The 21,633-nt window shown below is 62.5% G+C and carries 25 protein-coding genes; 12 read left to right on the forward strand and 13 right to left on the reverse strand.

Annotated elements, in window-relative coordinates; translation table 11 throughout:
- Positions 1-82 precede the first annotated feature (82 nt).
- Genes EN859_RS27195 through EN859_RS27205 form a run of 3 tightly spaced genes read left to right on the forward strand, consistent with a single transcriptional unit; the run spans position 83 to position 2,624 of the window.
- Positions 83-712, forward strand: coding sequence for a DUF1285 domain-containing protein (locus tag EN859_RS27195; protein WP_127855871.1), 630 nt, complete (start codon positions 83-85; stop codon positions 710-712).
- Positions 712-1,344 carry a CoA pyrophosphatase gene (locus EN859_RS27200; protein ID WP_127855816.1) on the forward strand — a complete coding sequence of 211 codons (633 nt, stop codon included), beginning with the start codon at positions 712-714 and terminating at the stop codon, positions 1,342-1,344. Before EN859_RS27195 ends, EN859_RS27200 begins: the two co-directional genes overlap by 1 nt.
- Complete coding sequence (locus EN859_RS27205) at positions 1,341-2,624, forward strand: CCA tRNA nucleotidyltransferase (protein ID WP_127855817.1); 1,284 nt, start codon at positions 1,341-1,343, stop codon at positions 2,622-2,624. Before EN859_RS27200 ends, EN859_RS27205 begins: the two co-directional genes overlap by 4 nt.
- Before the next feature lie 100 nt (positions 2,625-2,724).
- Here EN859_RS27205 and EN859_RS27210 read toward each other — a convergent pair whose 3' ends face one another.
- From EN859_RS27210 to hemF, 5 genes are all read right to left on the reverse strand, one after another.
- Entirely contained in the window at positions 2,725-3,702 is a 978-nt protein-coding gene (locus tag EN859_RS27210; protein WP_127855818.1) for a S8 family serine peptidase, read from the reverse strand.
- Between the two features lie 85 nt (positions 3,703-3,787).
- Positions 3,788-4,366: a hypothetical protein gene (locus EN859_RS27215; protein WP_127855819.1), complete on the reverse strand. Its 579-nt coding sequence runs from the start codon at positions 4,364-4,366 to the stop codon at positions 3,788-3,790.
- Positions 4,367-4,663: 297 nt separating this feature from the next.
- Positions 4,664-4,849, reverse strand: coding sequence for a DUF1059 domain-containing protein (locus EN859_RS27220; protein WP_127855820.1), 186 nt, complete (start codon positions 4,847-4,849; stop codon positions 4,664-4,666).
- Positions 4,850-5,111: 262 nt separating this feature from the next.
- A complete protein-coding gene (locus EN859_RS27225; RefSeq protein WP_127855821.1) occupies positions 5,112-5,372 on the reverse strand; it encodes a DUF1344 domain-containing protein in 261 nt (86 codons plus the stop codon).
- Between the two features lie 245 nt (positions 5,373-5,617).
- Complete coding sequence (hemF, locus tag EN859_RS27230) at positions 5,618-6,532, reverse strand: oxygen-dependent coproporphyrinogen oxidase (RefSeq protein ID WP_127855822.1); 915 nt, start codon at positions 6,530-6,532, stop codon at positions 5,618-5,620.
- A gap of 110 nt (positions 6,533-6,642) precedes the next feature.
- Between hemF and EN859_RS27235 the strand changes: the two genes are divergently transcribed.
- Positions 6,643-6,900, forward strand: coding sequence for a hypothetical protein (locus EN859_RS27235; RefSeq protein ID WP_006202578.1), 258 nt, complete (start codon positions 6,643-6,645; stop codon positions 6,898-6,900).
- Here the strand turns inward: EN859_RS27235 and soxR are convergent.
- Together soxR and EN859_RS27245 are read right to left on the reverse strand one after the other, a co-directional pair.
- Complete coding sequence (gene soxR, locus EN859_RS27240) at positions 6,897-7,343, reverse strand: redox-sensitive transcriptional activator SoxR (RefSeq protein ID WP_127855823.1); 447 nt, start codon at positions 7,341-7,343, stop codon at positions 6,897-6,899. The genes EN859_RS27235 and soxR overlap by 4 nt on opposite strands.
- Before the next feature lie 170 nt (positions 7,344-7,513).
- A complete protein-coding gene (locus EN859_RS27245; RefSeq protein ID WP_127855824.1) occupies positions 7,514-7,972 on the reverse strand; it encodes a tRNA (cytidine(34)-2'-O)-methyltransferase in 459 nt (152 codons plus the stop codon).
- A gap of 284 nt (positions 7,973-8,256) precedes the next feature.
- On the opposite strand from EN859_RS27245, the gene EN859_RS27250 reads away from it, so the two are divergent.
- Genes EN859_RS27250 through EN859_RS27265 form a run of 4 tightly spaced genes read left to right on the forward strand, consistent with a single transcriptional unit; the run spans position 8,257 to position 13,008 of the window.
- Positions 8,257-8,826, forward strand: a complete 570-nt coding sequence (locus EN859_RS27250; protein WP_127855825.1) for a hypothetical protein — start codon at positions 8,257-8,259, stop codon at positions 8,824-8,826.
- Between the two features lie 29 nt (positions 8,827-8,855).
- The gene (locus EN859_RS27255; RefSeq protein WP_127855826.1) at positions 8,856-10,751 is read left to right on the forward strand and encodes an ABC transporter ATP-binding protein; all 1,896 of its coding nucleotides are present in this window, start codon (positions 8,856-8,858) and stop codon (positions 10,749-10,751) included.
- A gap of 10 nt (positions 10,752-10,761) precedes the next feature.
- On the forward strand, positions 10,762-12,645 hold the full coding sequence (locus tag EN859_RS27260) for an ABC transporter ATP-binding protein (RefSeq protein WP_127855827.1): 1,884 nt from the start codon (positions 10,762-10,764) through the stop codon (positions 12,643-12,645).
- Positions 12,646-12,693: 48 nt separating this feature from the next.
- Entirely contained in the window at positions 12,694-13,008 is a 315-nt protein-coding gene (locus tag EN859_RS27265; protein ID WP_127855828.1) for a DUF6665 family protein, read from the forward strand.
- Between the two features lie 3 nt (positions 13,009-13,011).
- Here EN859_RS27265 and EN859_RS27270 read toward each other — a convergent pair whose 3' ends face one another.
- Positions 13,012-13,368 (reverse strand): cupin domain-containing protein, encoded by a 357-nt coding sequence (locus EN859_RS27270; RefSeq protein WP_127855829.1) that lies wholly within the window; start codon positions 13,366-13,368, stop codon positions 13,012-13,014.
- A gap of 312 nt (positions 13,369-13,680) precedes the next feature.
- On the opposite strand from EN859_RS27270, the gene petA reads away from it, so the two are divergent.
- The 4 genes from petA (at position 13,681) to EN859_RS27295 (ending at position 17,460) form a co-directional block, all read left to right on the forward strand.
- Complete coding sequence (gene petA, locus EN859_RS27275; protein ID WP_127855830.1) at positions 13,681-14,241, forward strand: ubiquinol-cytochrome c reductase iron-sulfur subunit; 561 nt, start codon at positions 13,681-13,683, stop codon at positions 14,239-14,241.
- 17 nt (positions 14,242-14,258) lie between these two features.
- Entirely contained in the window at positions 14,259-15,560 is a 1,302-nt protein-coding gene (locus EN859_RS27280) for a cytochrome b N-terminal domain-containing protein (RefSeq protein WP_127855831.1), read from the forward strand.
- A gap of 90 nt (positions 15,561-15,650) precedes the next feature.
- Positions 15,651-16,505: a cytochrome c1 gene (locus EN859_RS27285; protein ID WP_127855832.1), complete on the forward strand. Its 855-nt coding sequence runs from the start codon at positions 15,651-15,653 to the stop codon at positions 16,503-16,505.
- A 409-nt stretch (positions 16,506-16,914) separates the two neighbouring features.
- Positions 16,915-17,460 carry an adenine phosphoribosyltransferase gene (locus EN859_RS27295; RefSeq protein ID WP_127855833.1) on the forward strand — a complete coding sequence of 182 codons (546 nt, stop codon included), beginning with the start codon at positions 16,915-16,917 and terminating at the stop codon, positions 17,458-17,460.
- Between the two features lie 43 nt (positions 17,461-17,503).
- On the opposite strand, the gene EN859_RS27300 is transcribed toward EN859_RS27295, so the two are convergent.
- From EN859_RS27300 to pth, 5 genes are all read right to left on the reverse strand, one after another.
- Positions 17,504-17,974, reverse strand: coding sequence for a MaoC family dehydratase (locus EN859_RS27300; RefSeq protein ID WP_127855834.1), 471 nt, complete (start codon positions 17,972-17,974; stop codon positions 17,504-17,506).
- Positions 17,971-18,432: a MaoC family dehydratase gene (locus EN859_RS27305; RefSeq protein WP_127855872.1), complete on the reverse strand. Its 462-nt coding sequence runs from the start codon at positions 18,430-18,432 to the stop codon at positions 17,971-17,973. The genes EN859_RS27300 and EN859_RS27305 overlap by 4 nt, the downstream gene beginning before the upstream one ends.
- An 86-nt stretch (positions 18,433-18,518) precedes the next feature.
- A complete protein-coding gene (gene corA, locus EN859_RS27310) occupies positions 18,519-19,493 on the reverse strand; it encodes a magnesium/cobalt transporter CorA (RefSeq protein WP_127855835.1) in 975 nt (324 codons plus the stop codon).
- A 199-nt stretch (positions 19,494-19,692) separates the two neighbouring features.
- A complete protein-coding gene (ychF, locus tag EN859_RS27315; RefSeq protein WP_127855836.1) occupies positions 19,693-20,796 on the reverse strand; it encodes a redox-regulated ATPase YchF in 1,104 nt (367 codons plus the stop codon).
- Between the two features lie 96 nt (positions 20,797-20,892).
- Entirely contained in the window at positions 20,893-21,633 is a 741-nt protein-coding gene (gene pth / locus EN859_RS27320; RefSeq protein ID WP_127855837.1) for an aminoacyl-tRNA hydrolase, read from the reverse strand.

Raw genomic sequence — 21,633 nt, forward strand, 5'->3', positions numbered from 1 at the left:
TCGGCCTCGCATGGCGCCACTGAATGAACTTAAATCACAGTCTTAGGCTGACAAGCGGAACAACAGTGACTATTTCGTGACCATGGCGGAACGCTCCGAAAATCGTGAAGAAGGCTTGACGTCCGCCACCGAGGCGCGCGGACTGGAGGCGCTGGTCTCCCGCGCGACGCGCGCCGGCAGGGGGGCGGCACCGGTGGAGCGCTGGAATCCCGACTTCTGCGGTGATCTCGACATGGAGATCAGGGCCGACGGCACCTGGTTCTATCTCGGCACGCCGATCGGGCGAATGCCGCTGGTGCAACTGTTTTCCTCGGTGCTGCGCAAGGACGAAGACGGCAGGACATACCTGGTGACGCCGGTGGAACGGGTCGGCATTCGCGTCGCCGATGCACCCTTCATCGCCGTCGAGATGGACGTTTCCGGTACCGGCGCCAGGCAGGTCATCACCTTCCGCACCAATGTCGGCGATGTGGTCGAGGCCGGACCCGGCCACCCGCTGCGCTTCGTCGACGAAGAGGCGACCGGTGGCCTGAAGCCCTATGTACTGGTGCGCGGGCGGCTGGAGGCGCTGGTGGCACGGCCGGTGATGTACGAGCTGGTCGGGCATGGCGAAGAGATCGTTGCCGGTGGCAGAAAGATGTTTGCCGTCCGCTCAAAGGGCGAGGTCTACCCGATCATGCCGGTGGAAAAACTCAACCGGCTGAGTGCGTGATGGACCAGATGACGCCGATGCCCTTTTCCGCCGCGGATTTTCGGGTGCGGGTTGCAGCACAGCCACAAGCACATGCCGACGATGATTATGGCGACCACCGCTTCAATCCTGGTCATCCAAGGATGAAACTGGTGAAGATGCTGCGCAACGCCGCAGTGCTGATCCCGGTCGTCGATCACGGAGGCGAAGCGACGGTCCTGCTCACCAAGCGGGCTGAAAAGCTGCGCAACCATTCCGGCCAGGTGGCTTTCCCGGGCGGTACGATCGATCCGACCGATCCCAGCCCCGAGGCTGCGGCACTGCGCGAAACCTTCGAGGAGATCGGCCTCGACGAGAGCCGCGTCGAGACCATCGGCCGAATGCCCGACTATGTCTCAGGCAGCGGCTATCGCATCGCCCCCGTGCTTGGAATCATGCAACCTGGTTTTTCATTGACGCTCAATTCCGAGGAGGTCGATGCCGCCTTTGAAGTGCCGCTGCGTTTCCTGATGGATCCGGCTAACCACAGCCGCGACAGCCGCATGTGGAATGACATCGAATGGTTCTTCTACGAGATGCCCTATGGCGGCCAGCGTATATGGGGGGTCACCGCCGGCATCATCCGCACGCTCTATGAAAGGCTCTATAGGTGAGCACGCGGGACGTAAGCAGTCGGGCATCGCTGGCGGGCAGGGCCGCCTGGCTTGGCGAAAAGCAGCTGCAGCGCCTGCTCGCCGCATTGACGGATGGCGGCGAAGAGGCGCGTGTCGCCGGCGGCGCAGTGCGCAACGCACTGATCGGCCAGCCGGTTGCCGACATCGACATCGCCACCACGACCGTGCCCGAGGAAACCATCCGCCGCGCCGAGGCGGCGGGCTTCAAGGCGGTGCCGACCGGCATCGAGCACGGCACCATCACCGTGGTCGCCAGCGGCAGGGCTTATGAGGTCACCACGCTGCGCTCCGACATCGAGACCGACGGGCGGCGGGCAAAGGTGTCGTTCGGGCGCGACTGGAATGCCGATGCGGAGCGGCGCGATTTCACCATCAACGCGCTCTATGCCGAGGCAGACGGCACGATCGTCGACCTGGTCGGCGGCATCGCCGACATCGAATCGTGCCGGCTGCGCTTCATCGGCGACGCGGAAGCGCGCATCCGCGAGGATTATCTGCGCATCCTGCGTTTCTTTCGCTTTTTCGCCTGGTACGGCGATGGACGGCCGGATGCCGACGGGCTGAAAGCCTGTGCCCGGCTGAAGGAAGGGCTGGACCAGCTCTCGGCCGAGCGCGTCTGGTCCGAACTGAAGAAGCTTTTGTCGGCCCCCGACCCGTCGCGCGCCTTGCTGTGGATGCGCCAGGCCGGCGTTTTGACCAGCGTTTTGCCGGAAAGCGAGAAATGGGGCATCGATGCCATTCACGGGTTGACCAGGACCGAGAAGGAACTGGACTGGGCGCCGGATCCGTTGCTCAGGCTGGAAGCAATCGTTCCGCCGGATGCTGCGCGGATGAAGACGCTCGCCGACAGGCTGAAATTCTCCATCGGCGAGGCAAACCGCCTGCGGCACTGGGCGCTGACGGACACTGTCGAAGCCAAGGCGAGCGAGGGGGAACTGGCGAAAAAGCTTTATCTCGGTAATCGGCAAGGCATTATCGATCGCTTGCGGCTTTCGCTCGCTTCGGCACGGGCGCGCGCCGTCGAGAACAACGATGCGCTGCTTGAAGCCGGCGGCTTTTCGCGCCTGCTTGCCTTCGCTCTGAAATGGGAAAAGCCAGTGTTTCCGATCAAAGGTGCCGATCTGGCCCGCCTCGGCGCGTCGCCGGGACCGAAGCTTGGCGCCGTCCTGAAAAACCTCGAAAGGGAGTGGATCGAGTCCGGCTTTACGCTCGATCGCGACGCGCTCATCACGCGCGCCGCGGAGATGCTTGAAACTTAGAGCCTAGCTTGGCGGCTGCGCCGCAGCTTGGCGCCGCCAATCAAATGCTACCCATTTGGAGCACAACCGAGGCGACGGCTTCGGCGGGCGAAAGCGCTGCTCACCTGATCGATACAGGAGCCAGGGCGCGCGAAAGGCTTGCCTCGCCCTTGCCGTAGACGGAGGCATTGTAGTTGACCAGCGTGTCGGTACGAGCCGTGTTGAGGAGATCGTTGGTGATCTGGGTCGGCGTCGCTTTGGTGAATTTGCTGCCGATGACCGCGGCGTATCCAGAAATGATCGGCGCGGCGAAAGAGGTGCCATAAAGGCCTGTCTTGTCTCCCTCAACACCAACCACGAGGAAGTGGCTCTGCACGAGCGGGTCGGAGCCAGCGTAGTTGGAGTACCAGGCAAGCTGGGCCGGGGTCGACGTTGTGCCGTTTGTGGCCAGCGCGCCGACGAAGATCGCTGACGCTTTGCCAATCAGGGCGAGGTCGAGATAGTCCTGCCGACCGCCCGTGACACCGCCTACGGCGACCGAGTCGTTGCCGGCTGCCTTCGAGACGACGGCTGACCCCTTGCCGGCGTAGGAGATGATCGAGGCCTCCTCCGCGCTCCACCCGATCTGGCTCACGTTGTAGCCCTGGGTGGCGTACATACCGTAGCTCAGGTTGAGCACGTTCAGACCCCTCGCCAGCCTGACGGCTGAGCTGGTTGAGAAGTCCTTCGATTTGATGGTTGCCGAGGGCGCAATCATGCTGGCTTCCTCGCGGGTCCACTCACCGTGCCGCTGGTACTGCACCCCGACGCCGAAATTGCCGGAGAAGCGCGACGAGCTGCTGAAGTCGTCGACGACGGTGATCGTGGCGCCCTTGCCCTTGTAGCCCGCGGCCCATGCGGCGCCAACATCGGGGCTCATCCAGCTTTGTACCGCTTGCGTCGTCCGTGCGGCCGGGATCTTCGCACTCACGCATATGGACCCGCCGCCGTGGCAAAGCGCGGCCATCTCATCCGCGTCGAGGGCTTCTTGCGCCGACGCGATCGGCGCCGAGAGGATGGCGAGGGCGGCGAGGCCGAATTTCCAGCGACTACCTGACATGTTCTTACTCCGGTCAAACAAGAAATAGGACGACAATCGCGGACTTCGGGAGCGAGATGACTTTTTCATTTGGGCCCCTCAGCGATCAGAAAGTAACACGGTAATTCAGCCAGAGATGCATGCTCTCCGGTTTAGCGTTAACCAGATATTTCAGGGTTTCCTCCGGTGCCATGTCAGTGGCCGCGAGCCGACAGTTGACGCTGTAGATGCCCAGATCCCCATAGTTGGCTACGCACGGCTTTTCAGTGAGGTTTCCACCGATTGTCGAGGTTAGCGAGAAGGATAGGGTACTTTTCGGAGTCGGATGCGTCTGCGTGAGGAAGCCCAGCTTGAGGCTTGGCTCGACGCTGTACTTTTCGCCCTTCTCTCCGGTCCCAAACCCCCACAGGATACCAGTGTTTTCCGTCAGCTGGGTGAGCAGGTCGACGTGGAGGTCGAGCCAGTTCGTATGGTACCATTGGTTGAACGATACCCAGCTTCCATTCTGTAGTTCATAGCCGCCGTCGCCGAGGCTTCTCGCGCGGTCGCTAAGCGGTGACCCCTGATGGATGTCGACCAGCGAAGTCGTAATATCCTGGGCAGTCGCTGGAGACGTGCCGAGGCAAGCAGACAGCAGGAGCGCCGTCGTACGGGAACCGCCTCGATTGCCAGACCTTTCGCGCATGCGCGAACACCTCGCCCCACCCCTTCCGGACCAGCGTCTGGTGGCGACGGCTTCTCGGGCAGCCGCCTGTGACCGGATTATCTGCCCGATAGTGGCATGAGTACCGTTACCACGGGGTTATCCAAGTTGACGCGAATATAAGTTTTTGATTGAAAACGGTGGGTGGGAATTTGTGCTATCGACAAGCGAATCCTCTGGCCGGCAAGCGGAGCGGGATGCATCCGGATGATGGCATCCCGTTCTCTCTGGTTAGCCGTGTTGTGCGAGTTCCGTGATTTGACCTGGCTGCAAAGGCTTTCACGCGGCGTCGCGGGTCTTTTCGATACGCGAGCGGATCGCTTCGATCATCGTCTCACGGATGATCGTCTCGCCATGCGTCTCGCGCATATGCTCGACGGCACGACGCATGACTTCGGCCTCCTCTTCGGCGCGCGTATGCCAGTCACAGCCCGGGACAAGCGACCCGCAGTGGAATTCCTTCATCGGATTTCTCCTTTTCCTCCTTGGAGCCTGCGCACCTGCTCTGATGCGTAAGCTCCAACACTTGATCGCACACGATCCTTTTTCGAAACCGGCCTCGGTTTCGGGTCATGCACTGGCGAGCAAGCATAACACGACTGAACGGTTTTGGTTGCCGCCAGAAAGCCAGCCAGGACCAAAAAGGCGGAGCATCGCTGCTCCGCCCTCTTACGCTACCCCGGAGCAAGACCAGACATAACCTCGTCTTGCTCCAGCGGGCAGGCCATCACTTCTCGATCTTGACTGCTTCAGCAATTTTTTTCTTGCCGCCCATGTCCCACGAAACGCGGACCTTTTCGCCGACCTTCAGGCCAGGATCCTTGAAGGTCTTGGGCAGCGTAAAAGTAGATCCGTCATCCAGAACGAGGCTAAGCGCCGTCGCGTCGAAAGTCTTGATTGTGCCGGTGGTGTGCTTGACAGCGGCAAACGCAACCGAACCGGAAGCGAGAAGAGCGGCGGCCGCGGCCGAAACAATGAGTTTGCGCATGGTAAAGTACTCCTGGGAAAAAGCGGGGCATCCGCTTGGGAAGATACCCGCGCGGTCATGGGCCGTCCGGTTGCGTCGAGTCGCGATTCGCGGGCGAACCGCCGGCGCTTCCCGACCCGGAGACGACAAATAACCCAATTTTTTCAATTGGATATTAGACGAAAAAGATATTCTGTGCGCCACATTCGACGCCAAGATTAGACGAATGGGACGCGAATGCGGCTCACGCGCCGCTCACCGATATTTTACGGCCATTTTACCTCCGGCGGCAGGCTGGAGAGGATCGAGGCGACATTGCCGCCGGTCTTCAGGCCGAAGATGGTGCCGCGATCGTGAAGCAAGTTGAATTCGACGTAGCGGCCACGGCGTATCAGCTGTTCTTCGCGGTCGCCGTCGGTCCAGTTTTCGTTGAAGTTGGCCCGAACCAGATGCCCATAGACGACGAGGAAGGAGCGCCCGACATCCTGGACGAAATTGAAATCGGCGTTCCAGCCACCCTTGTCCTCGCTCGAATGCAGCCAGTCGAAAAAGATGCCGCCGATGCCGCGCGGCTCGTTGCGGTGCGGCAGATAGAAATACTCATCGCACCAGGCCTTGAATTTCGCGTAGTCGGCAACCGCTGCGTTCTTCTCGCAGGCGAATTGCATGGCCCGGTGAAAGGCTATTGTGTCGGGGTCGTCCTGGACGCGGCGGCGGCCGAGCACCGGCGTCAGGTCGGCGCCGCCGCCGAACCACTGGCGCGAGGTGACGACCATGCGGGTGTTCATGTGCACGGCCGGCACGTTGGGGTTCCACGGATGCGCGATCAGCGAAATGCCGCTCGCCCAGAAGCTCGGGTCTTCCTCGGCGCCCGGCATCTGCTTCCTGAATTCCGGCGAGAACTCGCCGTAGACCGTCGAGGTATGGACGCCGACCTTCTCGAAGACACGGCCATGCATCATCGACATGATACCGCCGCCGCCCTTGCCGGCCTCGCGCTCCCACGGCGTCTTTTCGAAGCGGCCGGGCGACCATGAGGCCTGCGGCCCCTGCAGGTCCTGTTCGATCTGCTGGAAGGTGGCGCAGATGCGCTCGCGCAACGTCTCGAACCATAGCCGCGCCTTCATCTTCTTCTGTTCGACGTCGGACGGTAGTCCCACCGGTATTTCGGGTCGTTCCAAATGCTGTCTCCAGTCGGGCATGCCCGATAAATGACTCGTCTTTTCCGGGCGCGATCCCTAATCTCTTAGGGACAAGGGTCAAGTGTCATCAAGGTGCAAGGAGTTCTTTCGTGCGCACCCCGGCAAGACCGCCGCTGGATGGGCTGAAGAAAAGGCTCGATCGTTCGCGCGCCGAGCGCGAGCGCATGCCGCGCGACGGGTTCCTGCGCGAGACCTTCGTGCTGCCGCGCTCCGATGCGCGCCTCAAGGCGAAGGAATGGTTCGAGCGCTTCCCCAAGCAGGCCTACTGGACCGAGATCGAGAGCTGGTTCGAGCGGCCGGGCGACGTCATCGAATTCACGATCCGCAGATTGCCGGCGGCGGATTAACGCTCGACCAACAACCGCCTCGCTCCCGGCCCTTGGGCGCTCAAGTGGTCCTCCCGGTTCCGCAGCGGACACTTGTCGATCGACATGCAGCCGCATCCGATGCAGTCGGTGAGCCCGTCACGCAGCTTCTTCAATTGAGCAATCTTTTGATCGAGCCCGTCGCGCCAGGCCGTTGAAAGCAGATTCCAGTCCTCGCGTGTCGGCGTGCGGCCTTCAGGCAATGATTGAAGCGCGGCGCCGATCTCGGCCAGCGAGATGCCGACCTCCTGAGCGACCTTGATGATCGCCACCCGTCTCAGCACGTCGCGGCCATAGCGCCGCTGATTGCCTAATGTGCGGTGACTGCGGATCAGCCCGCGCGCCTCGTAGAAATGCAGCGCCGATACCGCAACGCCGCTGCGCATGGCCACCTGGCCGACCGTCAATTCCGTCACCGCAGCCATTTTCAGATTTTCCGCTTGACCTCAAGTTAAGTTGAGCTTGTAGCAAGAAATCCTGGATAGGCAAGCCGCAGGAGAAGGCGATGTGCGCCTGGGTGAGAGTTACGAGCGAGGGCACAGTTGTCAGTGGGGATAAGGCTGTGAGCGCCACACCCGCCGACAGCACGCAAATCCTATCGGAGTTGGCGGATCGCCTCGCCCGTCACCATGGCGACCGAAAGGGCGACGTTGATGCTGCGCGCGTCTGGCTGCATGGGGATGGTCAGTCGCGCATCCGCCGCCTCGTAGACAGGATCCGGCACGCCTGCGGATTCGCGGCCGAACAAAAGAACGTCCCCGGCGGCGAAAGCGAAGCCCGTATAGGCGGTCGCGGCTTTGGTCGACAGCAGCACCAGCCGCCGCGCGCTGCTTCTGCGCCAGTCCTCGAAGGCGTTCCAGTCGACATGCCGGGTCAACGCCGCCATCTCGAGGTAATCCATGCCGGCCCGTTTCAGCGTTCGGTCGGAGAGCGGGAAGCCGGCCGGCTCGATTATGTCGACGCCGAGACCGAGACAAGCGGCGAAGCGCAGGATTGTCCCGGTGTTGCCGGCGATATCCGGCTGGTAGAGCGCGATGCGGAGACGGTCGTTCATTTCCGCGTCTTTCTAATAAGTGGCAGATCAGCCACAGGGGTGTCGCGGTTTTGGAAATTGCTGGACTGGCGGGTGGTCATTTTCTGCGAAGTCGGGTATACGCCGTGCATTGTCAACCCGAACCGATGGAGGGGTAATTCATGATGGCCATGCACATCCAGCACCCCACCTGTGGGCTTACCAGCCTGTCGGCGGTTTCGGTACGACGATTCTCCTGAACTTTTAGACAATAATCGCACCGATTCCCGCCGGAACCTTTTTTCGGTCCTCGAAGGAATCCTGCGATGTTTTTCAAGCTGTCGAAGGGGCTGAACGCCCCACCTGAACGTATCTCGACCGATGTCACTCCTGCCGCCGGCGGCATGCCCGCGGCCGGGTTTGATTCACCTTTTTATCAGCATTTTCACATGGAGGACGGACCGATGTTCGATCCCTGCAAAATACCCGGTTCAAGAAACCTGCACGAGCGCAAGATGGCGACCTGGGCGCTTCTGATCGGCGAAACCTATTCGTCGGCGGTTCATGCCGAGACGCGCCGGCGACCGCATCGCGGGATGCTGCCGGATGTCGATTTCTCGCGCGCGGTTCCGGACCACAGCCGGCCATCGCTGGTGCGCCGGATCGTCGGGATGATCCGGCCCGGCGCGAAAAGCCGGGCTGGCGACACGGTGCCGTCAGGATCGTCAAGCGAGTCTGTCGGCGAAAAGCCCGCGACACCTTATATTGCGCGAAGCAGGACCGGCGACCCAGGTGATTCCGGGTCGCCGGTCCTTGACGCCATGCGTTCCCAGGGCGCAACGCGGCCCCAGGACGCAACGCGATCCCGGGACGCAATCCGCTCCCGCGCCGCGTGAGCGAAAACAGGCAGAAGAGCACCAAGACGATGTTCCGCTGGTTTGAAAAAAGGCTCGATCCGTTCCCTGCCGCGGAGCCGGTCGAGCCGCCGAAGACGTTGATCGCCTTCTGCGTGCACTATACGCGCGGCGCCTGGCCCTACATCATTCTCGATGCAGTGCTGGTGACGGCTATCGCCTTTGCCGAGGTGTGGATGTTCGGCTTCCTCGGACGGATCGTCGATTGGCTGTCGGCGCAGAACCGCGAAACGTTCCTGCAGACCGAGGGCTGGAAGCTCGCCGGCATGGCCTTCCTCGTGCTGTTCGCGCTGCCGGCGACGGTGTGGTTCCATTCCTTGCTCAACCAGCAGACGCTGATGGGCAATTATCCGATGCGCATCCGCTGGCAGGTGCATCGCTACCTGCTCAAGCAGTCGATGAGTTTCTATCAGGACGAGTTCGCCGGACGCATCGCGACCAAGCTGATGCAGACGGCGCTCGCCGTGCGTGAATGCGTCATCAAGCTCATCGACGTGCTCAACTATGTCGTCGTCTATTTTTTCGGCATGCTGGTCATTGTCGGCTCGGCCGACTGGCGGCTGGCGGCACCGCTTGCCGTCTGGGTTGCCGGCTACATCGCATTGTTGCGCTACTTCATCCCGAGGCTGGGCAAGGTCGGCGAGGAGCAGGCCAATGCGCGCTCGACCATGACCGGTCGCGTCGTCGACAGCTACACCAACATCCAGACGGTCAAGCTGTTCTCGCATGCACGGCGCGAGGCGTCTTTTGCCAAGGAAGGCATGGCCGGCTTTCTCGACACGGTCTACCGGTCGATGCGGCTGGTGACACAACTCTACGGAATGCTCTACGTCCTGAACTCGCTGCTGCTGTTTTCGGTCACTGCGATCTCGCTGTGGCTGTGGCTCGGCCAGGCAGTAACGATCGGCGCCGTCGCCGTGGTCATCGGCCTCGTGCTCAGGCTGTGGGGCATGTCGCAATGGATCATGTGGGAAATGTCCGGGCTGTTCGAGAACATAGGCACGGTGCAGGACGGCATCGGCTCGATCTCGCTGCCGCGCCTGGTCGAGGACAGGCCCGGCGCCAAGGACATTGTCGTCAGCAGGGGCGAAATCCGTTTCGAGGACATCCGCTTCCACTATGGCAAGCAGAAGGGTGTCATCGAGAGCCTGTCACTGACTGTAAAGCCGGGCGAGAAGGTCGGCATCGTCGGGCGCTCGGGTGCCGGCAAGTCGACGCTGGTCAACCTTCTCCTGCGCTTCTACGACCTTGAAAGCGGCAGGATCCTGATCGACGGCCAGGAGATCGCCTCGGTGACGCAGGATTCGCTGCGCGCCCAGATCGGCATGGTCACGCAGGACACCTCGCTGCTGCACCGTTCGGTGCGCGAGAACATCCTCTACGGCCGGCCCGACGCCAACGACGAGATGCTCATCGAGGCCGCGCGCCGCGCCGAGGCGCTCGACTTTATCGCCGGACTTGCCGACGCCAATGGCCGCAAGGATTTCGACGCGCATGTCGGAGACCGCGGCGTCAAATTGTCCGGCGGCCAGCGGCAACGCATCGCCATTGCCCGCGTTATGCTGAAGGACGCGCCGATCCTCATTCTCGACGAAGCGACGTCGGCGCTCGATTCAGAGGCCGAGGCCGTCATCCAGGAGAACCTCTACAAGCTGATGCAGGGCAAGACCGTCATCGCCATCGCGCACCGGCTGTCGACTATCGCCGCGATGGACAGGCTCGTTGTCATGGACAAGGGCCGCGTCATCGAGGAGGGTTCGCATGAGGAACTCGTCGCCAGAGGCGGGCTCTACGCGCAGCTCTGGCAGCGCCAGTCAGGCGGCTTCCTGCTCGATGACAACCCGGCCGACGCCGCCAACGACGCTGTTGCCTATGACATTGGCGCCAAGGATCAAGCCGCAGAATGATGGCCGCCGAATGATGACAGCCGCCTATCGCTGGTTCGAGAACTGGGTCTATCCGTTCCGGGAACCCGCGAATCTTCGGCCACCCGTCAGCGTCGGCGGCTTCCTTTGGCACTATGTCGGGCAGGCGAAGATCGCCTTCTTCGCCATGCTGGTCATCGGCGGCATCGCGCCGCTCGTCGAAGCGGGCTTGTTCTACTTCGTCGGCCGGCTGGTCGACATCCTCGACCAGCTCCCCGGCGAGCGCAGCTGGCAGGCCCTGTGGAATGCTGCCGGTCCCGAGCTTGTCTTCATGGCAGCCGTGGTGCTGGTCATCCGCACCATCGTCGTCGGCCTGTCGGCGCTGGTCGACGAACAGACGATCACGCCCGGCTTCTACAATCTGGTTCGCTGGCAGGCGTATCGCCATGTCTCGCGGCAGTCCTACGCCTTCTTCCAGAACGACTTCGCCGGCCGCATCGCGACGAAGGTCTGGCAAGCCGGGCAGGCGACCGGCGACCTGATGGAGAGCTTCATCGAGGTGGTCTGGTTCATGGTCGTCTATACGGTGACGACGCTGGCGCTGGTCGCCGGTCTCGACTTGCGGCTGGCAGTGCTGGTGTTGATCTGGATCGCCGCCTTCGGCTGGCTGGCCAAGTCCTATTTGCCGGCAATCCGCAAGCATGCCGAGGCAACCGCTGAGGCCGGCTCGATGATCACCGGCCGCATCGTCGATTCCTATTCGAACGTGCAGACGCTGAAGCTGTTCTCGGCCGATGGCGACGACCGCTATATCAGGAGCGGCTTCGATATCTATCTCGATGCGCTGCGCCCATTCACCCGCAGGCTGACCGGCGTGCGCATGGCGCTGACGACGCTGTCGGGCATCATGATCACCGCGATCGCCTGTTTTGCCGTCTATCTCTGGGTCGAAGGCTCGATCACCGTCGGCGCCGTCGCCTTCACGCTGTCGCTCGTGCTGCGCCTCAACATGCTGCTTGGCCGGCTGATGATGCAGCTCAACAGCATCCTGCGAAACCTCGGCGTGCTGGAGAACTCCAAGGCGCTGATCACGCAGCCGCTTGGCCTGACCGATGCGCCGGATGCCAGGGAGCTTGTCGTGGCCGGCGGCCGCATCGAGGTGAAAAACGTCACGTTCCACTACGGCAAGGGTTTCGGCGTGCTCGACGGCATCGACCTCGTCGTGCGGCCAGGCGAAAAGGTCGGGCTGGTCGGGCCGTCCGGCGCCGGCAAGACGACGCTGGCCAATTTGATCCTGCGCCTCTACGACCTCGAGGGCGGAAAGATACTGATCGACGGGCAGGACGTCTCAGAGGTGACGCAAGATTCGCTGCGCGCCAATATCGGCGTCGTCAGCCAGGATACCGCGCTATTCCACCGTTCGCTGCGGGACAACATCAAGCTCGGCATGCCGGAGGCGGCTGATGCCGAGGTGGTCGCGGCGGCCATGAGGGCAGAGGCGCACGACTTCATCCTCGGCTTGCGCGACAACCGGGAACGCACCGGCTACGAGGCCTATGTCGGCGAGCGCGGCGTCAAGCTCTCGGGAGGCCAGCGCCAGCGCGTCGCCATCGCCCGCGTCTTCCTGAAGGACGCGCCGATCCTCATTCTCGACGAGGCGACCTCGGCGCTCGACTCCGACATCGAGGCGGCTATCCAGGAAAATCTGGCAAGGCTGATGGAGAACAAGACGGTGATCGCCATCGCGCACCGGCTGTCGACGATCGCGGCACTCGATCGCCTGGTGGTGCTCGACGGCGGCCGCATCGTGGAAAAAGGTACGCATGACGAGCTGGTGGCGCTCGACGGGCTATATGCGCGGCTGTGGAAGCGGCAGTCCGGCGGCTTCCTGTTCAACGAGGAGAGCGCGCTGGAAGAGACGCGGCCGGCGGAGTAGGCGACCCCCCGTTTGGATACAGTTTTTGACAGGAGACTGAGGTGAGTCATGTCAGTGCGCATGCCATCGAATTTCGGGAAATCCGGCGCGCGGGAAACCGAGCTCGACCTGCTTGGCCATGAAATCCTCGGTGAAAAGGCGGCAGCACTTGGCCGCGCTGGCCGGCGCGTCGAGGAGACGCTGGCGATGTTGCGCGATAATGGCGACGATGGCGAACATCGCGGCCGGCTGCTCAAGGAAGCGGCCGAGGCCGTCCACGGCTATTTCATCCAGCGCGAACTGTGCGGCCTGCGCAAGCACGACGTGGTGATCCGGGAGTACAATATCCCCAAGGCCGTCCTGGTCAGGCTCGGCGCGAAATAGAACTCAGTCCAGCCATTCGGTGATGAAGCTGCCGTTTTCGTAGATGTCGGTGGTTTCCAGCGGACCTGGGCCGAGATTGGTGAATTTGTGCGGCGTGTTCGGCGGCACGATCAAGATCTGGCCGGCGGAAGCCTCTATCTGCTGGTCGCCGACCGTGAACAGCCCGGTGCCGGCGCGGATGATGAAAATCTCGCAATAGGGATGCATGTGCAGGCGTGGGCCGCCGCCGATCTCCGGCTGATAATCGAAGATCAGGCAGCTTTTGGAGCCGTAGGCCCCGCACTGCAGTTCGCCTTGCCAGAGGTGGGGCCAGCGGCCCGACGCCCGGGCCCATTTGTCGCGGTCGATGATATGCACCATGGCCGGAGGATAGACCGAGCCTGGGCCCGCGTCGAGGCAAACGCAGCGGTCGGTTTTGCGATTGTTTTCCCGACGTTTCGTGGTGTCCGGCGAGCACCTGGCGTCGCGACGCGCGGCGCCGGATTGCGCCCCCGCGACAATCTGCCCTTGTGCCTTCACCCGTCTGGACAAAAACAGGCTTCACGCATAAACCGAAGTCCAAATGCCGGAGGAATTCGCTAGCCTGTTCGCCATGCGCTGTCGGGCCGGCGCGATTGAGCGGGGAACAGGGCTCGGCCGCCGGCACGGAAGAGGCAAAAGGATCAGGCACCCGTGAGCGCAACCGATATCCACGATCCCAACCGTCGTGATTTTCTCTATGTCGCAACCGGCATGGCCGCAGTGGTCGGCGCAGGGGCCGTCGTGTGGCCGTTCATCGACCAGATGCGCCCGGACGCCTCGACATTGGCGCTGGCCTCGGTCGAGGTCGACGTCTCCTCGCTGACGCCGGGAATGTCCCTTGTCGTGAAATGGCGCGGTAAGCCGGTCGTCGTGCGCAATCGCACCGAAAAAGAGATGAAGGACGGCGAGGCAGTCAATCTGGCCGAGCTCAAGGATCCGATCGCCCGCAACGCCAATCTGCCGGCCGATGCGCCGGCGACCGATGCCAACCGCACCACGCCGGGCAAGGAAGCCTGGATGGTGATGGTTCAGGTCTGCACCCATCTTGGCTGCATCCCGCTCGGCCAGGAAGGCGATTTCGGCGGCTGGTTCTGCCCTTGCCACGGCTCGGTGTACGACACCGCCGGCCGCATCCGGAAGGGTCCGGCGCCGGAAAACATGGCGGTGCCGGTATTCCAGTTCATTTCCGACACCAAGATCCGTATCGGCTGAGGCAGAGGGACATTTCGATGAGCGAGGGACACTCGACCTATACGCCCAAGACCGGTATCGAACGCTGGTTCGACGCCCGCATGCCGCTGCCGCGGCTGGTCTATGATTCGTTCGTCGCCTATCCGGTGCCGCGCAACCTCAACTATGCCTGGACCTTCGGCGGCATCCTGTCGATCATGCTGACCGCGCAGATCCTGACCGGCATCGTGCTGGCCATGCACTACGCGTCGGACAGCAACCTCGCCTTCGATTCGGTCGAGAAGATCATGCGCGACGTGAATTCCGGCTGGCTGTTGCGCTACCTGCATTCGAACGGCGCGTCGTTCTTCTTCGTCGCCGTCTACATCCACATCTTCCGCGGCCTCTACTACGGCTCCTACAAGGCGCCGCGCGAGCTTTTGTGGATCCTCGGCTGCATCATCTACCTGTTGATGATGGCGACAGGCTTCATGGGCTACGTGCTGCCCTGGGGGCAAATGAGTTTCTGGGGCGCGACAGTCATCACCGGCTTCTTCACCGCCATCCCGCTGGTCGGCGACTGGATCCAGCAGCTGCTGCTTGGCGGCTTTGCCGTCGACAATCCGACGCTGAACCGCTTCTTTGCGCTGCATTATCTGTTGCCGTTCATGATCGCCGGCGTCGTCGTGCTGCACATCTGGGCGCTGCATGTGGTCGGCCAGAGCAATCCGACCGGCATCGAAGTCAAGTCGAAGACCGACACCGTCGCCTTCACTCCCTACGCAACCATCAAGGACGCGTTCGGCATGATCGTGTTCCTGCTTGTCTTCGCCTATTTCGTCTTCTACCTGCCGAACTATCTCGGCCATCCGGACAACTACACTGTAGCCAACCCGCTGAAGACGCCCGCTCATATCGTGCCGGAATGGTACTTCCTGCCCTTCTACGCGATCCTGCGCGCTATCACCTTCAACATCGGGCCGATCAACTCCAAGCTCGGCGGCGTGCTCTGCTTGTTCGGCGCCATCGCCATGCTGTTCCTGGTGCCGTGGCTCGACACCTCGAAGGTGCGCTCGGCGGTCTATCGGCCTTGGTACAAGCTGTTCTTCTGGCTGTTCGTGGCCGACGCCATCCTGCTCGGCTGGCTGGGTTCGCAGCCGGCCGAAGGCAGCTATGTCTTCATGGCGCAGATGGCGACGCTGTTCTACTTCGCCTTCTTCCTGGTCGTGCTGCCGGTGCTCGGCCTGATCGAGACGCCGCGGCGGTTGCCGAATTCGATCACCGAGGCGGTGCTCGAGAAGAACAAGGGTGGCAGCGGCCATCTTGCGCGCGCTACTGCTGCGCCGGAAACCAAGGGTTAGAGCATGATCCCGCAAAGTGGGAACCGGTTTTCGGACAAGATCATGCTCAAAAAGGACGACAGAGCGGTAGAGAATCTAAGGGGATTTGGCATGAAGAAGATTCTCAGCTCGCTGGTACTGCTCGGCCTTGTGGTCACCGGTAGCGCGGCCGTGGCCCAGGAGGGGCATAGCGAAGCCGCGCCGACGCACTTCCCGATAAACGAGCCGAAGGAGTTGAGCTGGAGCTTCGCCGGCCCGTTCGGCACCTATGACAAGTCGCAGCTGCAGCGCGGGCTGAAGGTCTACAAGGAAGTCTGCTCGGCCTGCCATTCGATGAACCTGGTGGCGTTCCGCACGCTGGAAGGCCTCGGCTACTCGGAAGCGCAGATCAAGACGCTGGCGGCCGAATACACGATCCACGACGGTCCGAACGACGCCGGCGACATGTTCGACCGTCCCGGCAAGCCGTCCGACCACTTCCCGGCGCCGTTCCCCAACGAACAGGCCGCGGCTGCCGCCAATGGTGGCGCAGCCCCGCCGGACATGTCGCTGCTGGCCAAGGCGCGTGGTATCGAGCGCGGCTTTCCGCGCTTCGTCTTCGATATCTTCACGCAATATGCGCAGGGCGGCCCCGACTACATCCATTCGCTGCTGACCGGCTACGACCAGCAGCCGCCGGCCGGCATGACGATACCTGAGGGCACCTACTACAATCCGTACTTCATGTCCGGTGTATCGCTGAAGATGCCCAAGCCGCTCAACGACGACCAGGTTACCTACGACGACGGCTCGCCGCAGACAATCGAGCAATATTCACGCGACGTTTCGGCCTTCCTGATGTGGGCGGCCGAGCCGCATCTGGAAGACCGCAAGAAGACCGGCTTCCGCGTGCTGGTGTTCCTGCTGCTGTTCGGCGCACTGGTCTACCTGACCAAGCGCAAGGTGTGGGCCGACGTGGCGCATTAGGCGCTGCGGTCCTTCGAAAATACGAGGGCGCCGAAAGGCGCCCTTTTCGACCAGTGGATCAGGCGAAGGTTCCGATCCATCGCCTGGAAGCAATGGAAGGGCGGGCGTACCCGCTTTGCGGAGCTGCGTCGTCGAGGTGTCGGGCACCATCTGGCGGCACAAACCGCCGGCAGCGTGCACGGCCCTTGGCGGATCAGCAACAGCCCCGCGCTCGCCATTGCCCTGCCAAATGCGTTCCTCGCAGCCATCGGCCTCACTTCCCTTGCTCCGGCCAATGTCGCATAACGACCGAACCGCCGTGTACGGGACCCGTATGCTCGGTGGTGTGGGAGGGGAGGAGCCGCGAGGTTCCCCCCTATCCCGATTCGGCCGCTTACCGGCAAAACTGTACGGCAACGGATCAACCGCCATGAAATCTTCCCTTGAAGAGACGCTGCTCTCGGCCATCCGCACCATTCCGGATTATCCCAGGCCGGGCATCCTGTTTCGCGACATCACCACGCTGCTCGGCAACGCGCGCGCCTTCCGCCGCGCCATCGACGAACTGGTGCATCCCTATGCCGGCCTGAAGATCGACAAGATCGCCGGCATCGAGGCGCGCGGCTTCATCCTCGGCGGCGCTATCGCCCACCAGCTTTCGGCCGGCTTCGTGCCGATCCGCAAAAAGGGCAAGCTGCCTTACGAGACGGTGCGCGTCGCCTACAGCTTGGAGTACGGGCTGGACGAGATGGAGATGCACAAGGACGGCGTTTCTCTGAGCGAGAAGGTGATCCTTGTCGACGATCTGATCGCCACGGGCGGCACGGCCGAGGCGGCGGTCAAGCTGTTGCGGCAGATCGGCGCCGACATCGTCGCCGCCTGCTTCGTCATCGACCTGCCGGAGCTTGGCGGTCGCGAGAAACTCGAGGCGCTCGGCGTGCCGGTCAGGACGCTGATTGGATTTGAGGGGCATTGAGCCCACTTTCCTTCTCCCACAAGAAGGCAGAAGGAAAGAACGCTCACCCTACTTTCACCAGAACGGCGCTTTCGAACTCGATGACCTTGTCGCCAGTCGAATCGAAGGCCTCCGAACGCAATGTCAGCAGCCGCCAGCCTGGGCGGGCGCCAAGCGGCCGGTGGGCAAGCGCGGTACGGGTGAAGGTGACGATCTCTCCGGCATAGACCGGCTTCAGCCATTTGAGGTTTTTGAAGCCGGGTGAGGGGCCGAATTCGGGCAACGCGCCAGGGCCGGTCCACCGGGTGCCCTCGGTCTCCATGCGGGTCTCGAGATTGTATTTCATCCAGGTGGCAGCGGTATGCCAACCGGAGGCGCACAGCCCGCCGAAAACACTGCTCTTCGCCGCCTCCTCGTCGGTATGGAAGACCTGCGGATCGTATTTCCTGGCGAATGCCTTGATCTCCTCCGGTTCGAACCTGTGCGAACCGAGCGTAACCGGGACACCGATGCAGAAGAACTCATCGAGGCTCACGCGCTGACCTCACGGGTCAGGAACATGACGGTGTTTTCGAGTTCGAAGACGCCTTCGCCGCGCTGGTTGAAAAGCTCGCTGCGCATGGTGACGAGGCCAAGCTGTGGCTTTGACCTGGACAGGCGCTTGGCAAGGATGGTGGTGTTGCCGCTCAAAACGTCGCCGGCCAGAACCGGCTTCTTCCATTTGACCTGATCGACGCCGGGCGCGCCTTGCGAGGTCGAGTCCAGCAGGAAGGCGTCGCACAGCATGCGCATGAACATCGCGCAGGTGTGCCAGCCGGAGGCCGCCAGCCCGCCAAGGATGCTGGCCTTGCCTGCCGCCTCGTCGAGATGCATCGGCTGCGCGTCGAATTCCCGCGCGAATTCGATGATCTCGGCGGCACTCACCAGCTTCGTGCCGAGGTCGAGCGATGCGCCCTCGACGAAATCCTCGTAGGCCCAGATCTTTCCGGTCATGGTCTGGAATCCGCTTGAAAACGTACGATCCATGGATCGGTCTCCCGATGCAAGTCACACGGGACCTGGTCAAGTGCTTTGTGCTGTTACAGCCAGCCGCGGCGGCGGAAATACCAGAACGGCAGGATCGCCGAAAGCACCATCATGGCAATGGCGAAGGGATAGCCGAACTGCCATTTGAGCTCGGGGATGACATCGAAATTCATGCCATAGATCGAGGCCACCAGCGTCGGCGGCAGGAAGATGACGGCGGCGACCGAGAAGATCTTGATGATGGCATTCTGCTCGATCGAGATCATGCCGAGCGTGGCGTCGAGCAGGAAGTTGATCTTCTGCGACAGGAAGGTGGCGTGATCGGCAAGCGACAGCACGTCACGCGACAAGGTCTTGATGCGCGCGCGGATGTCCTTGCTCATCCTGGTCTGCGTCGAGGCATGGGCGAGGAAGCCGGCAAGGCGCTGCAGCGAGATCAGGCTGTCGCGGATCGAGGAGGCGATGTCCTCCTTGCGGCCGATACCTTTCAGGAGTTCCTGGAAATCGCGATTGCGCTTGGAGACCTTGGTCGAGGTCGCCTGAAAGATATCGTGCGAGATCGCCTCGATGTCGCGCCCGGCGCGCTCCAGGATGTCGGCGAGGCGGTCGACGATCGCCTCCAGCAGGCCGATCAGGATGGTATCGCCGCTGGTGCAGCCGGTCGCCACCTTCTCGGCGCGCAGCGGAAAGGTCTTGAAGGCCTTCGGTTCGTGATAGCGCACGGTGATCAACCTGCTGCCAGCGAGCACGAAGGTGACCGGCGACATCAGGGGATCGTCGGCTTCAGTCTGTGCGGGCAGCGTGGCGGTCATGAAATAAGCGCCGTCCTCGACATAGAGGCGGCTCGAAATCTCGATCTCCTCCATCTCCTCGCGCGTCGGAATGGCGACGCCGAGCCAGCTCTCGATGGCCTCCTCCTCCTCCTTTGTCGGGTTGAGAAGGTCGGCCCAAACGACCTTGTCGCTGTTTTGCAGAAGATCGTCGGCGAGGCGCAGACGATCATTGTCCACCACGAATGCCTTGATCATCGCCTGGTCTCCCTTGCTGGGGACAATGAGGGTTTCGCTCGGAAGGGGCGCGTTATTTCGGACCGCACGGGACGGGCGCTTTGGCGCGGGCCGAATGCAGACGCCCCTTAGACCGGGCATCAAGGGCAGTCAAGCGGTGCGAAAAGGGCCTCCGCGGCACATACGACGCTGTAGATCGCACCAGCGGCCGTTCGCAGCGTCAAGTGTTGAACTTGAACAGCATGATGTCGCCGTCCTGGACGACATACTCCTTGCCTTCGTCACGCGCCTTGCCGGCTTCCTTGGCCGCCACTTCGCCGCCCAGCGTTATGAAGTCGTTGTAGGCGATGGTCTGGGCGCGGATGAAGCCGCGCTCGAAGTCGGTGTGGATGACGCCCGCCGCCTGCGGCGCCCTGGCGCCCTTGTGTACGGTCCAGGCACGCGTCTCTTTCGGCCCGACGGTGAAATAGGTGATGAGCTGCAAAAGCTCGTAGCCGGCGCGGATCACCTTGTTCAGACCTGGCTCCTCGAGGCCGAGCGTCGCCAGGAATTCCATTTCCTCGTCGTCCGAAAGTTGGGCCACCTCGGCTTCGATCGCGGCCGAGATGACGACGGCGCGGGCGCCTTGCGCGGCGGCCATCTGTTCGACCGCCTTGGTGTGGGCGTTGCCGGTGGCGGCGTCCGCTTCGGCGACGTTGCAGACATAAAGCACAGGATGCGACGTCAACAGGTTCAGCCCCTGCAGGATGCGCAGATCCTCGGGCGCAATGCCATTGAGCAGGATGCGCGTCGGTTTGCCGGCCTGCAGAAGCTCAAGTGCTGCTTCCATCATCGGCAGCACGGTCATGGCCTCCTTGTCCTTGCCAGAGGCGCGCTTGCGGAACTGCACGATGCGGCGCTCGAGGCTGTCGAGGTCGGCGAGCATCAGCTCGGTCTCGACGGTCTCGGCGTCGGCGACGGGATCGATGCGGCCCTCGACATGGGTGATGTCGTCATCCTCGAAACAGCGCAGCACATGGACGATGGCGTCGACCTCGCGGATATTGGCGAGGAACTGGTTACCTAGCCCTTCGCCTTTCGAGGCGCCACGCACCAGGCCGGCGATGTCGACAAAGGAGATGCGGGTCGGGATGATCTCCTTCGACTTGCCGATCGCGGCGATCTTCTGCAAGCGCTGGTCCGGTACCGCCACCTCACCGGTGTTTGGTTCGATGGTGCAGAACGGGTAATTGGCGGCCTGTGCCGCCGCCGTCCTTGTCAACGCATTGAAGAGCGTCGACTTGCCGACGTTGGGCAAGCCAACGATGCCGCATTTGAAACCCATTTTTGTCCGGTCCTATCGGGTAATCGAAAATTTGATGAGGGCTATGGGCGAAAGGGGTGACGAACGTCAAGCCCTCCTGCCCGATCGTGTCGAGGCTCAGTCCTTGCCGCCAAACAGCTTCTTCAGCATAGCGGCCATCGGGCCGGTTTCAGGCAACGTGACCGCCGGCTTCTGCGGCCGCGCCTGACGGACATGACTTTGGGCTTTTGGGCTCTGCGCCTTTGGCGCCTTGGGTGGCGGGCGATCGTCGTCGCCGGTCGGCGTGAGCTTGTCGCGCAGGGCCAGCGTCACGCGGTTCATGAACGAGCTGTCGTCGCCCTTGGCCAGCAATTCGGCGCCGTCGGCAATGGCGTCGAGCAGCACGGTCAGCCAGTCTTGGTCGGCCTTGGCGAAGTCGCCAAGCACATGGCCATGCACCATTTCCTTGACGCCGGGATGGCCGACGCCGATGCGCACGCGGCGAAAATCCTTGCCGACATGTTGGTCGAGCGAGCGGATGCCGTTGTGGCCGCCCGAACCGCCGCCGACCTTGACCCGCAGCTTGCCGGCAGGGAGGTCGATCTCGTCATAGAAGACGGTAAGCGCCGAAGGGCTGAGCTTGTAGAAGCGCAACGCTTCGCCGACCGCCTGACCGGACAGGTTCATGAAGGTTTGTGGCTTGATCAGGATTACCTTCTCGCCGCCAAGCGTGCCCTCGGCGATCAGACCCTGGAATTTCTTCGACCAGGGCGAAAAGGAATGGCGGCGGGCGATCGCGTCCGCCGCCATGAAGCCGACATTGTGCCGGTTGTTGGCGTATTTCCCGCCCGGATTGCCGAGACCTGCAAACAGCAGCAT

The sequence above is a fragment of the Mesorhizobium sp. M00.F.Ca.ET.216.01.1.1 genome, from assembly GCF_004010325.2.
Taxonomy (GTDB): domain Bacteria; phylum Pseudomonadota; class Alphaproteobacteria; order Rhizobiales; family Rhizobiaceae; genus Mesorhizobium.

Coding starts and splice junctions, on each gene's coding strand:
- EN859_RS27295 (WP_127855833.1), top strand. CDS start 16,915: ATGAAATCTTCCCTTGAAGAGACGCTGCTCTCGGCCATCCGCACCATT.
- EN859_RS27260 (WP_127855827.1), top strand. CDS start 10,762: ATGATGACAGCCGCCTATCGCTGGTTCGAGAACTGGGTCTATCCGTTC.
- EN859_RS27200 (WP_127855816.1), top strand. CDS start 712: ATGGACCAGATGACGCCGATGCCCTTTTCCGCCGCGGATTTTCGGGTG.
- EN859_RS27225 (WP_127855821.1), bottom strand. CDS start 5,372: ATGCGCAAACTCATTGTTTCGGCCGCGGCCGCCGCTCTTCTCGCTTCC.
- EN859_RS27265 (WP_127855828.1), top strand. CDS start 12,694: ATGTCAGTGCGCATGCCATCGAATTTCGGGAAATCCGGCGCGCGGGAA.
- EN859_RS27215 (WP_127855819.1), bottom strand. CDS start 4,366: ATGCGCGAAAGGTCTGGCAATCGAGGCGGTTCCCGTACGACGGCGCTC.
- corA (WP_127855835.1), bottom strand. CDS start 19,493: ATGATCAAGGCATTCGTGGTGGACAATGATCGTCTGCGCCTCGCCGAC.
- EN859_RS27245 (WP_127855824.1), bottom strand. CDS start 7,972: ATGAACGACCGTCTCCGCATCGCGCTCTACCAGCCGGATATCGCCGGC.
- EN859_RS27285 (WP_127855832.1), top strand. CDS start 15,651: ATGAAGAAGATTCTCAGCTCGCTGGTACTGCTCGGCCTTGTGGTCACC.
- EN859_RS27305 (WP_127855872.1), bottom strand. CDS start 18,432: ATGACCGGAAAGATCTGGGCCTACGAGGATTTCGTCGAGGGCGCATCG.
- EN859_RS27210 (WP_127855818.1), bottom strand. CDS start 3,702: ATGTCAGGTAGTCGCTGGAAATTCGGCCTCGCCGCCCTCGCCATCCTC.
- EN859_RS27220 (WP_127855820.1), bottom strand. CDS start 4,849: ATGAAGGAATTCCACTGCGGGTCGCTTGTCCCGGGCTGTGACTGGCAT.
- ychF (WP_127855836.1), bottom strand. CDS start 20,796: ATGGGTTTCAAATGCGGCATCGTTGGCTTGCCCAACGTCGGCAAGTCG.
- EN859_RS27270 (WP_127855829.1), bottom strand. CDS start 13,368: ATGGTGCATATCATCGACCGCGACAAATGGGCCCGGGCGTCGGGCCGC.
- EN859_RS27255 (WP_127855826.1), top strand. CDS start 8,856: ATGTTCCGCTGGTTTGAAAAAAGGCTCGATCCGTTCCCTGCCGCGGAG.
- EN859_RS27280 (WP_127855831.1), top strand. CDS start 14,259: ATGAGCGAGGGACACTCGACCTATACGCCCAAGACCGGTATCGAACGC.
- soxR (WP_127855823.1), bottom strand. CDS start 7,343: ATGGCTGCGGTGACGGAATTGACGGTCGGCCAGGTGGCCATGCGCAGC.
- pth (WP_127855837.1), bottom strand. CDS start 21,633: ATGCTGCTGTTTGCAGGTCTCGGCAATCCGGGCGGGAAATACGCCAAC.
- EN859_RS27195 (WP_127855871.1), top strand. CDS start 83: ATGGCGGAACGCTCCGAAAATCGTGAAGAAGGCTTGACGTCCGCCACC.
- EN859_RS27250 (WP_127855825.1), top strand. CDS start 8,257: ATGTTTTTCAAGCTGTCGAAGGGGCTGAACGCCCCACCTGAACGTATC.